This window comes from Klebsiella sp. K-Nf6, assembly GCF_002806655.1.
GTDB lineage: Bacteria > Pseudomonadota > Gammaproteobacteria > Enterobacterales > Enterobacteriaceae > Klebsiella > Klebsiella variicola.
The window spans coordinates 226,928-238,469 of the sequence record NZ_PIBN01000008.1; the positions used below are offsets into that span (position 1 = coordinate 226,928).

The window sequence follows — 11,542 nt, forward strand, 5'->3', positions numbered from 1 at the left end:
TGCGGATAAAAATTACTGGCTTAATAACCCGACTCAGAGGTTATCCCTTTCATTCGAAATATGATGATAGCAATATGAAAAAAACTCAACACCGCACCGGTGCGGGCTTTAGCCGCGCGCCCAGGCCTGGCCTGCTGTTATTTGCGTAAGTGACAAATAGCCACTTTTAAAACATCAATTACTTAACATTCTCTCTGCAATAATATGACAAGCAGCGGGAAGGCTCTGTGATAAATAAGCTCAGGGTAATGATGCTTTACCAATAAATACCCCATCTCCTTCCTGCTAGTTATTTATCAGGAATGACTGCGGTTATATTTATTCTGACGCCACCGGGAGAATGCACCAATGTGTATCAACCTTTATGACAATGCGCGCCGCTATCGCGATGAGAAACAATAAGATGAATAAGACCTGGCTTTTCACCACCCTCACCCTGGCGCTGGCCGCCGCCGCGCCGGCCCACGCCATTAGCGCGAAATACCGGGAACAGCTTGAACGTTCCGGTTGCACGCAGATGACCGACGGGACCACCTGCGATATTCATAAAACCAAAGCCGAGAATGCCGCCGCCGTGCAGCACGCCAGTAGCGGCTTCGGCCCCTGGGTAGGCACCTGGTATGTTTATACGGAGTATGGCAATAAAATTGATGAGATTGTCGTCACCGCTAAAACGGTGAAAACCCATGGTCATCTGGTCGAGGAGGCGAAAGCCAGCCAGGGTAAACTGACTTTCCGGGTGAAAGACTCGTCCTTTACGCTGAACGACGCCTTTAACGGCGTCTGGGCAAACGGCAGCCAGCGCGGCACGTTGCAAAAAGTCCTGTAATAACATCGCCCTGCCGACAGGATGGGGATAATGCTGGAAGGACCTCCCGGCGCAGGCCGGGAGGGAGTGCAACGGATTACTTCTGCGGACGCATGGCCGGGAAGAGGATCACGTCGCGGATGGTATGGCTGTTGGTAAACAGCATCACCATGCGGTCGATACCGATACCCAGACCCGCAGTCGGCGGCAGGCCGTACTCGAGGGCAGTCACGTAATCTTCGTCGTAGAACATCGCTTCGTCATCGCCCGCCGCTTTGGCGTTCACCTGATCCTGGAAGCGCTGCGCCTGATCTTCGGCATCGTTCAGCTCGCTGAAACCGTTACCGATTTCGCGGCCACCGATGAAGAATTCGAAGCGGTCAGTGATTTCCGGGTTCACGTCGTTGCGGCGCGCCAGCGGGGAAACTTCCGCCGGGTATTCGGTGATGAAGGTTGGCTGAATCAGATGCGCCTCCGCCACTTCGTCAAAGATTTCGGTGACGATACGTCCCAGACCCCAGCTTTTCTCTACCTGAATACCGAGAGATTCCGCCAGCGCTTTCGCCGCGTCGAAGTTATCCAGATCCGCCATGTTGGTTTCCGGACGGTGTTTCTTGATCGCTTCGCGCATGGTCAGTTTTTCAAACGGCTTGCCGAAATCAAACACCTGGTCGCCATATGGCACTTCGGTTTTGCCCAGCACCGTCTGCGCCAGGGTGCGGAACAACGACTCGGTCAGTTCGATCAGGTCTTTGTAGTCCGCATACGCCATATACAGTTCCATCATGGTGAACTCTGGGTTATGGCGTACCGAGATCCCTTCGTTACGGAAGTTACGGTTGATTTCAAACACGCGTTCAAAACCGCCAACCACCAGACGTTTCAGATACAGTTCCGGCGCGATGCGCAGGTACATATCCAGATCCAGCGCGTTGTGATGGGTGATGAACGGACGGGCGGACGCACCGCCAGGGATCACCTGCATCATCGGCGTTTCGACTTCCATAAAACCGCGAGCCACCATGAACTGGCGCATGGTCGCGAGGATCTGCGAGCGAATACGGAACGTATGACGCGACTCTTCGTTGGCGATCAGATCCAGATAGCGCTGGCGATAGCGAACTTCCTGATCCTGCAGGCCGTGGAATTTATCCGGCAACGGGCGCAGGGCTTTGGTCAGCAGACGCAGTTCGGTGCAGTGGATGGAAAGTTCGCCGGTTTGCGTTTTGAACAGCTTGCCGCGGGCGGCGATGATGTCGCCGAGGTCCCATTTTTTAAACTGTTCGTTGTAGACGCCTTCCGGCAGGTCATCGCGCGCCACGTACAGCTGAATGCGGCCGCCGACGTCCTGGAGGGTGACGAAGGAGGCTTTGCCCATCACGCGGCGGGTCATCATCCGGCCAGCCACTGCAACTTCAACGTTCAGGGAAGCGAGTTCATCGTTATCCTTCGCATCGAATTCAGCATGCAATTGGTCAGAGGTATGATCGCGACGGAAGTCGTTGGGGAAGGCTACGCCCTGCTCACGCAGTGCAGCCAGTTTTTCGCGACGAGTTTTCAGTTCATTATTAAGGTCAATGGCCTCATCGGCACCTTGTGCTTGTTGTTCAGACATATGGATTCCTCATAACCTTGCTTTCAAACTAGCTTCGATATATTGAACCAGGTCACCCTTCCGCGCGGCCTGTCTCTGGAAAGACACCAGAGCACAATCTTAACGATCCTGGATTCACTCCAAGCTGATCTCACTCAGCTATGGCTTCAGTAACGGTATTTTTTATCGTTGGCCTCCGCGCATGCCAGAATATCCTCCTCCTGTTCACTAAGCTGTGCAAGGAGCGACTTCGCGCTCCGCTGTTGATGTAATGCCCCCGGTCGCGCTGCGCTTACCGGGGCTACGAATCGCGGCCCGGATAAGGCGTTTACGCCACGAGCCGTGACGCGCGTCAGGCGCCGCCGCCGGAAACTTCACCGGCAGCCGCACGGCGTTTGCCGACGCTACAGGCCGCGGCAAAGGCGATAACGACCATCACCGCCACGCAGCCGAGGGTCCATTCACCCATCTGCGAGAAGAAATGCTGATAGGCAGCAATCGCCGTATCGCTGATTTGCGATTCGGTGGTTTGCTGCGCCACCACCCCGGCCAGCCAGTTGGCCACCGCGCCGGTGGCCAGCATATAGATCCCGGTCAACACCCCGGTGACGCCGGGCATGTTCAGACGGGTGATTTGCGCCATCGCCACCGGGTCGATAAACAGTTCGGCAAAGCCCATCATCGCCAGCCCGGCAACCATCATGCCCATCGAGGCCTGGCCGTCAGCCGCGCCGTGGCGGGCATTGAGCGCCAGCAGCATAAAGCCGCCGCCCATCAGCAGCAGGCCGAAAGCGAATTTCAGCCAGACGCGCAGCACCGAACGCACGCTGCCTTCCGGGCGCATCAGCCACGCCAGCACCACGCCGGCCGCCATCACCGCCACCGCGTTGACCGACTGGAACAGCGCGGTCGGCACGTCCCAGTTCAGCAGGCGACGATTGACGAAGTGGTCGATAAACAGGCTAATCGAGCTCCCGCCCTGCTGCGCCAGCACCCAGAACAGCGTCCCGGCGAGCATCAGCAGGACGATCTGCCACAGCGCGCGACGATGCTCCGGGGCTTTGATCATGATCCGCGCCACCATCTGGGCGGCGAACAGGCAGACGATCGCCAGCAGATAGCCGGACCAGTTGTTTTGCAGCAGCAGCGTGAAGAACACCGGCGCCAGGCACAGCATCACCAGCAACCAGCCCCAGGTCGGCAGCACGAATTTCACCGCCCGTAGCGCCGGTTTATCCACGCCGCGGGTATGCCGGAAATGGCGGCTGCCGCTTAGGAAAATCATCAGGCCGATGAACATACCGATCCCCGCCAGGGCGAAGCCGATATGCCAGCCGTACCACTGCGCCGCCAGTCCACAGGCGATGGGCGCGGCAATCGAGCCGACGTTGCCGGCGGCGTACAGCAGCGAGAAGCCGCCGTCGCGACGCGGGTCGTCGTGAGCGTACAGTTCGCCGAGCAGGCAGCTGATATTGGATTTGAACAGGCCGTAGCCGCAGATAATGATCGCCAGCGCGACGTACAGGCTCCATACCGAGGTCGACTCGACGCCCAGCACCACGTGGCCGAGGGTCATCAACAGCGCCCCGGCAATCACCGCCGTGCGGTTGCCGAGCAGGCGGTCGGCAAGCCAGCCGCCGAGAATAGGGGTTACGTAAACTAAAGATGCGTAGGCGCTGAACAGACTGATGGCGTGGCTATCGTCAAAGCCAAGCTGGTGGGTGAGGTAAAGGATGAGTAAGGCGCGCATGCCGTAAAAGCTGAAGTACTCCCAGATCTGGATCGCTACGATGTAGTAAATCGCGCGCGGCTGTGAGGGTGTTTTCATAGGTTCTCCTTGCAGCGTGAAAAAAGGGAAGTGGCAAGCCACTTCCCTTGTAGTGCGTCTATTACTTGTTGTTCTCTTCTTTCAGCACTTTAACGGTGTAACGACCATCCGCCTGACGGTATGCCCCGTGGATATCGGTTTCGAAGCCCGGGTAGTGAGCGCCGATTTCGCACAGCATCTGCAGGAATTCCAGCACCGGGCGGCTTTCTTCGGTGATCATTTCACCCGGCATCACCAGCGGTACTCCCGGAGGATACGGCAGGATCATGTTGGCGTTGACGCGGCCGACCATCTCTTCGAGGTACACTTCTTCCGTCTGACCGTGCAGCTCTTTCTGGAACGCGGCATACGGGGTCATCACCATGGATGGCAGCACTTCGAATGCGCGGAACATCAGGTCCGGCAGGTTGTGATGCTCAACCAGTTTATGAATGTTCTGCGCCAGGTCCTGAATACGCATGTTTTCATAGAATTCAGGATCTTCGCGGTACAGCGACGGCAGCATGTTTTTCACCCGCAGGTTCAGGTCGAACGCGCGTTTGAAGTCGGTCAGCGCACGCAGCAGGCTCAGCGCTTTGGTTTTGTCGATACCGATGCTGAACAGGAACAGCAGGTTGTACGGACCGGTTTTCTCCACCACGATGCCGTGTTCGTCGAGATATTTCGCCACGATGCTTGCCGGAATACCGAAATCATCCATGGTGCCGTCTTTCTTCATCCCCGGCGTCAGCAGTGTGACTTTGATCGGGTCGAGGTACATGTGCTCGTTATCGATGTTTTTGAAACCGTGCCATGCGCTGTCAGAGCGCAGCGGCCAGCATTCAGCGCCATCGATATGCTCCGGCTGCCAGACGTCGAAGAACCAGCCGTCAGATTCGCCTTTCAGACGTTTGATCTCTTTACGGAACTTGATGGAACGTTCGATAGAGCCGTCGATCAGACGCTTACCGGCGTTACCCTTCATCATCGCCGCCGCGGTTTCGGTGGACGCCACGATCCCATAATGCGGAGAGGTGGTAGTGTGCATCATGTAGGCTTCGTTGAAGGTCTCTTCGTTAACGTCACCTTTCACGTGGATCATCGACGCCTGGGAGAATGCCGCCAGCAGTTTGTGCGTGGACTGGGTTTCGTAAATCACTTTCCCTTCGACGCGGCCGCCGCTCATCCCGCATTTGCCTTCATAGATCGGCGAGAAGTTGGTGTAAGGCACCCATGCGGAGTCAAAGTGGATGGATTTCACATCCAGGGTTTTCTTGATGAAGTCGGTGTTATACAGCAGGCCATCATAGGTCGAGTTGGTGATAACGGCGTGTACCGGCCAGGTCGCGTTCGGCGTCTCTTTCACACGCTTGGCGATAGTCGCGTGCTGGAATTCGCTCTGCGGAATACCGCCGAGGATACCGTAGGCGTTACGGGTCGGGCGGAAGTAGATCGGCGTAATGTCGCTCATCATCATCAGGTGAGTCAGCGATTTGTGGCAGTTACGGTCAATCAGCACGGTGCTGCCGGCCGGCGCGGAGTACATGCCGACGATTTTGTTAGCAGTAGAAGTACCGTTGGTCACCATGTAGCTGCGTTCAGCGTTAAAGACGCGAGCGATATATTCTTCCGCTTCTTTGTGCGGGCCGCTGTGGTCCAGCAGAGAACCCAGTTCAGAAACCGAAATGGAGATATCGGATTTCATGGTATTCGGGCCAAAGAAATCATAGAAAATGCTGCCTACCGGGCTTTTCTGGAACGCGGTACCGCCCATGTGGCCAGGGGTACAGAAGGTGTATTTACCTTCACGGACATATTTGAACAGCGCTTTGGTCAGCGGCGGCAGAATGGTGTCGATGTATTCGTCAGTGTTCTGTTTGATTTTGTTCGCGATATCTTCCGCCGCGCCCAGCGCATATTCGAAGAAGCGAACCTGCATGCGCAGATCGTTCAGGCTAACGTCCAGGGTGGAGTAGGTGTTAGCGAACGCGTACAGCGGCATGTACTCATTCATTTTGCTGATTTCTTCGCACAGTTCGAGATTGTATTTATCCCAGTCGAAGATCACGCCGCACAGACGAGAGTTGTTTTCGATAAGTTTTAATAAGTCGTCACGGTCGTTCGGGTAGACAATACGGAAGTCCAGGCGTTCGAGAGCACGATGCAGTTCACGGATGGGTTCTTCTTTGAAGTAAACACCCATGTGATTCATGATTGCAATAACGTTCATAGTCAAATCTCCAGATGTAGAAAGCCCCTCCCGTCGCGTTGTGACAGGTGATGGAAGGAGCCTCAGGAAAACGGGTTACTGATTAGTGCGCGTTAGCGGGGCTGTTGTTATCCGTTGCGTTGTTCTGCTGGCGCTGGTGCATTTTGCGACCGTAGAACATCAGGATAATCAGGCTAACGATAAAGGTGCCGGCCAGTTCGAAGGAGCTTGCGCCCATCAGCGCGATGAAGCAGAACACGCAACCCAGTACCGAACAAATCAGGCTAACGAAGTTACGGATGTTGATGCCTTCGAAACGAATCAGGTCAACACAGGAGTAGAAGTAAGGCAGCATGGTCAGCAGTACTGCGATACCGGTCAGTTCGCCGAACAGGTCGGAGGCTTTACCACCGGCGGAGTTCATCAGGGTAATCAGCACCATCAGCGCGGTCATTTTCACCGCCGCCAGCAGCAGGCCTTTTTTCGGAATACCGTTGCTATCAAGCTCACCGTACACTTTCGGGAAGTTACCGTCGTTGGCGGCACGTACACCGGCCTGGCCAACCAGCATCATCCACGAGCCCAGAGACGTCAGGCAAGCGAAGGCAGTGAAAGCGGAAACCATCGGAGCAGCCCAGCCGCCGAGAATGGTAGAGGCGCTAATCGCGAACGGCGCACCGGATGCGGCCATCTGAGAAGCAGGATACATACCGGCGATAACCTGAGTCGCGGCGATATAGACGATACCGGCCATCGCAGTACCCAGCATGGTAGCCAGCGGGACGGTACGTTTCGGGTTTTTTACCATCCCGGTACTGACGGCGGCGGATTCGACGCCAACGAAGGCCCACAGGCAGAGCAGGATACTTTTAATGACCGCGTGGCTATCGGTGGTGCTGGAGGTGTTCCAGTTCGCCTGATAGGTCGCTGCGTCAAACCAGTGCCAGCCGACAACCGCGGTCATCACCACTGGAATAAGCACCAGTACCAGACCAATAGTGGTCAGACGGCTGACCCAGGTCCCGCCGAGCATATTAACGAAAGTAAAGATCCACACGATGGCAATACAGGCAATACCTGCTGGCACCGGGTTATTTAAAATTGGGAAGAACGTAGATAGATAAGAAACTGCGGTAATCCCGATGGCCAGGTTACCAATCCAGTTTGCATGATAATAAAGCACACCAGTCTGGAAACCGAATGCGGGAGATATTTCCCCGGCGTAGGCAATTGGACCACCCTGTTGCGGGTTCTTAGTGGCCAGTCGGGCATAAACATAAGCCAGAGACATCGCACCAATAATTGAAATTACCCAGCCCCAAATGGCAATACCACCGATGCTGGCCAGGTTCGCAGGTAATAATGCAATACCGCTCCCCATCATATTACCGGCGACGACACCGGTACAGGCAAATAGCCCGATCTTCTTGGCAGAACTCATGGTTGTTTTTCTCCTAAGTTTATTTGGGAGGTACAGATCATGATACAGAACCATTAATTGACCCGACCAACTGCCAACAAGATTACTGATTTGTACGAGATAAGTCCTAAAGATAAAGTGAAATAACAACAAACATCAGACAAATGATATTTTGAGCTTTTTCGCTTAACATATAAACATGACAACAGGGTGTCAGAAAAAGATAAACATTGTTGTATTACATGCAGTTAGAGGTAGGATGGCGTGTTACTTAACTGTTATTTAAAGCCTCCAGAATGCTAAATATAAATAACAACCAGAGGCTTCATGAGAAACATAAATTTAACCTCACCACGCCAAAAACCTTGCGCGTGATGAGGGTTTACTTATTCTGAAGAGAGGAAATTATCGAGATACGGAACCACCCGGTTAACCGACGTCTGGAAAACGCCGTTTTCTATCCAGTACAGCGTATCTCCGCCGGGGCGTAAATTAAACGCGGTGATGTAAGAATCGGCAGCCAGCCGGTTCTCACCTTTCATCTCATAGACTTTGCCTAACAGCACATAATTCAGCCACGACATTTCTAAATCGATTGCACTGTTAATCGCGGTATTCGCTTCGTCGACTTTGCCTTTACCGAGCATATCCACCGCTTTTATTTGGTAATAAATCGCCATGTCTTTAATACCCGGCATCTCCCCTACCCGCTCAACTTCACTGTAGAGGGCGGCCAGCTGTTTATCATCCAGCGGCTGCTGCGAATGGCGTAATACATCCACCAGCGTTTTTTCGGCATAGGCGTAAATAAAATCCGGTGCCCGCTTAATCACATCGTCCAGCAGACTGCTGGCCTTGCTTAATGAATCGACATCGCCCTTCATTAACAACTGATGCGACTGGTAGAAGTAGGTTAACGCCACGCTTTGCGACGGCTGATACTGCCTGAGCATCGCCTGCATCCGCGCCGGCCACGGCTGCGTCAGCGCATCTGACAGGCTGTTCATCAGATCGTTCTGAATGGTCAGCTGGTTGTCATTGGTCACAAAGTAGCGTTTATCCAGCATCGTCGAGCTGTCAGCGTTATCCACCAGCTGGACCGACATAAAGCATTGCTGTGCCCGGTAGTGGCGCTGATTGACGAACTCAATGGTCAGCGTTTTCCCGGAACTGCTCGGCTCATTGATGTTGTAGTCCGTTTTGTCATGCACCATAAAGGTCGAGAAGGTGTTTAGCGAGGTGGTGATCAGACTGGCCAGGCCGACCGCGTAGGAGTGCTGCGACGACCAGTTGGTGCAGGAGTTACCATTGACCAGGTGGATATCGATATCACGCGGATTGAGCAACAGGCGCGCCTTGTTAACCGGCGGCCGCGACTCTATGCTCGACAGCGCCACCAGCGCCACGCAGGTGCCCAGCGCCAGCAGAAACAGCCCCCACACCAGAGCGGTAGTGAGACGTTTGCGGGTTGACGGCGCGCTGGCGACGGCAGGCGCCGGTGCGGCGAGATCCGCAGGGGGTTCCGGCGTGTCGGGCGGCGCAGCTGCCGCCGGTGGCATGGGCATGTCAGCCGACGGTGAAGACGTCAGCGCCTCCATCTGCGGGGCGAGTTCCTCCCCCTCCTCGGTGCACCAGATCACCGGCACCGTGAGCTTATACCCCCGTTTGGGTACCGTCGCGATGTACTCAAGGCTAACGTCATCGCCGTCTTTGAGCGACTTGCGCAGTTCGGAAATACTCTGCGTGACGACGTGGCTGGTCACAACGTTACGGGTCCAGACGTTTTCGATAAGCTCGTCCCGGCTAAGCACTTCCCCCGGATGGCGAGCAAAAAAGACCAGAAGGTCGATTAAACGCGGTTCAAGGGTAAGCTGGCGCCCCTTCCTGCTGATTTGGTTTACAGAGGGGGTTACCAGCCATTCACCGACGCGAACAACAGGTTGTAGCATACAAGAAAGCCCCAGACAAAAAGGGAAAGGCGCGATGATAACACATTTGTCCTACCTATTTTTGCCAGGGGTCACTCCCTCAGGCATTAGGTCGGAATTCGCCTTTTGCGACAATGAAAAGCAATATTTCATTAACATCGTGATCATGAAATTTATATATAGCGATAAAAACGCGTTTTCGCTGGCGAGATTGCCGGTGGAAATTCCCGTCGCAGATAAAAAAATAAGCCTGGAGGCTTAACGCGCTCCAGGCTCAGTCTGTCGCGCGCCGCGATGGCACGCTTTAAAAAGGTTATTTATACACTTCCGCTGTGGCTTCGAAGTTAGGACCATGCTCGCGCGCAGCGGTAATCACGTAATATTTTCCGCCTTTCTCATCGGCCAGCTTAGAAAGCTGATCGTGCAGATCGGAAGGCGAAGAGAACTCGCCACCAGACGGCCCTACCGAGATCGGTCCGACCTTGGTCAGTTTGAAGTGTTTCACTTCTTCTTTGGTGATCAACTGCGCGGCGGACGCGCCAAATGCAACGGCGGAAAGGGCTAACGCGACTATCACTTTTTTCATCCTGCAATCTCCTTGGAATTAGCCTTCAGTCAGGCTCTTTCAGTATAGACGGCGATTTACTGAGCGTGCTACCGATGCGCTTATTTTTTGGCCGAAGCGTTCAGTAACGCGGCGGTACCCCTTCCGGACGGGTCTTAAAACGCCGGTGTAGCCACATATATTGCTCGGGCGCCATCAGGATGCACTGTTCGATGATCTGATTCATCCATGCCGCCGTGACCTCTGCACTCGCCAGCGGCGGCGTGCGCTCCGGCGTCAGGGAGATCAGCTCATACCCCATGCCGTTGGGCTTGCGCCGCGGAACAAACGGCACAATTGTCGCCCCGGACATTTTCGCCAGCATCCAGGTGCCGGTGGTGGTCGCCGCCTGCTCGACGGCAAACAGCGGCGCAAAAACGCTGCTGGCCGGACCGTAATCGTGATCTGGCGCATACCAGAGGATCTCCCCCTCCTTTAGCGCCCTGACCATCCCTTTCAGATTTTTTCGATCCAGCATGGTCTTGTTAGAGCGCAAGCGTCCCCAGGTCTGCAGCCAGTCAATCAGCGGATTGTCATTGGGCCGATAGACGCCAATGCCTGGGGTAAACATGCCATACATCCGCGCTCCCATTTCGAGGGTCAGAAAATGGATACCGATCAGTAAGATGCCCTGTTTTTGTTCGAGGAGTTCGATCACCTCGTTAACGCCGCTGGTCTCGGTCCAGCGCGCCACCCGGTGCGTCGGCCAGAACCAGGCCATGCCGGTCTCCATCAGCCCCATGCCCAGCGATTCAAAGTTTTTCACCAGCAGCGCCTCGCGGTCGGCGGCGCTCATCTCGGGAAAGCAGAGTTCGAGATTACGTCTGGCAATCCGCGCGCGGCTTTTCATCACCCGCATCGCCAGCCGCCCAAGCGCCGTCCCCAGACGGTAGATCACCGGATACGGTAATTGCACCAGCAGCCATAAAAAGCCAATTCCCAGCCATAACAGCCAGTAACGCGGGTGCAACAGCGCGCGGGAAAATTTGGGTAAATTTGACATAGTAATCCTGTTAATTCACTCAATAATAGCTGAGCAAAAACCGCGAAATAAAGTAGCGGATCCTGCATGTTATATTTTTCCAATTCGTGCGGTAATACTCAGACACAAAGCGCGTTATTATAAGCCGATTTTAGGATAATTTCAGCCCTTGCGCTTGGGGCTACTCTAG

General features: G+C 54.8%; 8 protein-coding genes. 1 reads left to right on the forward strand and 7 read right to left on the reverse strand.

Features of this window, described 5'->3' with window-relative positions:
• Positions 1 to 403 precede the first annotated feature (403 nt).
• Positions 404 to 829 (forward strand): hypothetical protein, encoded by a 426-nt coding sequence (locus CWM61_RS15715; RefSeq protein WP_100631526.1) that lies wholly within the window; start codon positions 404 to 406, stop codon positions 827 to 829.
• A gap of 76 nt (positions 830 to 905) precedes the next feature.
• Here CWM61_RS15715 and lysS read toward each other — a convergent pair whose 3' ends face one another.
• From lysS to CWM61_RS15750, 7 genes are all read right to left on the reverse strand, one after another.
• Positions 906 to 2,423 carry a lysine--tRNA ligase gene (gene lysS, locus CWM61_RS15720; RefSeq protein WP_004202393.1) on the reverse strand — a complete coding sequence of 506 codons (1,518 nt, stop codon included), beginning with the start codon at positions 2,421 to 2,423 and terminating at the stop codon, positions 906 to 908.
• Positions 2,424 to 2,754: 331 nt separating this feature from the next.
• A complete protein-coding gene (gene dtpD, locus CWM61_RS15725; RefSeq protein WP_074386668.1) occupies positions 2,755 to 4,230 on the reverse strand; it encodes a dipeptide permease DtpD in 1,476 nt (491 codons plus the stop codon).
• Positions 4,231 to 4,291: 61 nt separating this feature from the next.
• Positions 4,292 to 6,439, reverse strand: coding sequence for a lysine decarboxylase CadA (cadA, locus tag CWM61_RS15730; RefSeq protein WP_061155471.1), 2,148 nt, complete (start codon positions 6,437 to 6,439; stop codon positions 4,292 to 4,294).
• An 82-nt stretch (positions 6,440 to 6,521) separates the two neighbouring features.
• Positions 6,522 to 7,859 (reverse strand): cadaverine/lysine antiporter, encoded by a 1,338-nt coding sequence (gene cadB / locus CWM61_RS15735; protein ID WP_061155472.1) that lies wholly within the window; start codon positions 7,857 to 7,859, stop codon positions 6,522 to 6,524.
• A gap of 365 nt (positions 7,860 to 8,224) precedes the next feature.
• Positions 8,225 to 9,787 (reverse strand): lysine decarboxylation/transport transcriptional activator CadC, encoded by a 1,563-nt coding sequence (gene cadC / locus CWM61_RS15740; protein WP_074386669.1) that lies wholly within the window; start codon positions 9,785 to 9,787, stop codon positions 8,225 to 8,227.
• A 292-nt stretch (positions 9,788 to 10,079) separates the two neighbouring features.
• Positions 10,080 to 10,352, reverse strand: coding sequence for a DUF1471 domain-containing protein (locus tag CWM61_RS15745; RefSeq protein WP_002892402.1), 273 nt, complete (start codon positions 10,350 to 10,352; stop codon positions 10,080 to 10,082).
• A 100-nt stretch (positions 10,353 to 10,452) separates the two neighbouring features.
• Entirely contained in the window at positions 10,453 to 11,373 is a 921-nt protein-coding gene (locus tag CWM61_RS15750; protein ID WP_074386670.1) for a Kdo(2)-lipid IV(A) acyltransferase, read from the reverse strand.
• Between the last annotated feature and the right edge of the window lie 169 nt (positions 11,374 to 11,542).

What these genes read in the sequence shown, in the direction of transcription:
- CWM61_RS15715 (WP_100631526.1), top strand. Translation starts at nt 404, where the DNA reads ATGAATAAGACCTGGCTTTTCACCACCCTCACCCTGGCGCTGGCCGCC.
- lysS (WP_004202393.1), bottom strand. Translation starts at nt 2,423, where the DNA reads ATGTCTGAACAACAAGCACAAGGTGCCGATGAGGCCATTGACCTTAAT.
- dtpD (WP_074386668.1), bottom strand. Translation starts at nt 4,230, where the DNA reads ATGAAAACACCCTCACAGCCGCGCGCGATTTACTACATCGTAGCGATC.
- cadA (WP_061155471.1), bottom strand. Translation starts at nt 6,439, where the DNA reads ATGAACGTTATTGCAATCATGAATCACATGGGTGTTTACTTCAAAGAA.
- cadB (WP_061155472.1), bottom strand. Translation starts at nt 7,859, where the DNA reads ATGAGTTCTGCCAAGAAGATCGGGCTATTTGCCTGTACCGGTGTCGTC.
- cadC (WP_074386669.1), bottom strand. Translation starts at nt 9,787, where the DNA reads ATGCTACAACCTGTTGTTCGCGTCGGTGAATGGCTGGTAACCCCCTCT.
- CWM61_RS15745 (WP_002892402.1), bottom strand. Translation starts at nt 10,352, where the DNA reads ATGAAAAAAGTGATAGTCGCGTTAGCCCTTTCCGCCGTTGCATTTGGC.
- CWM61_RS15750 (WP_074386670.1), bottom strand. Translation starts at nt 11,373, where the DNA reads ATGTCAAATTTACCCAAATTTTCCCGCGCGCTGTTGCACCCGCGTTAC.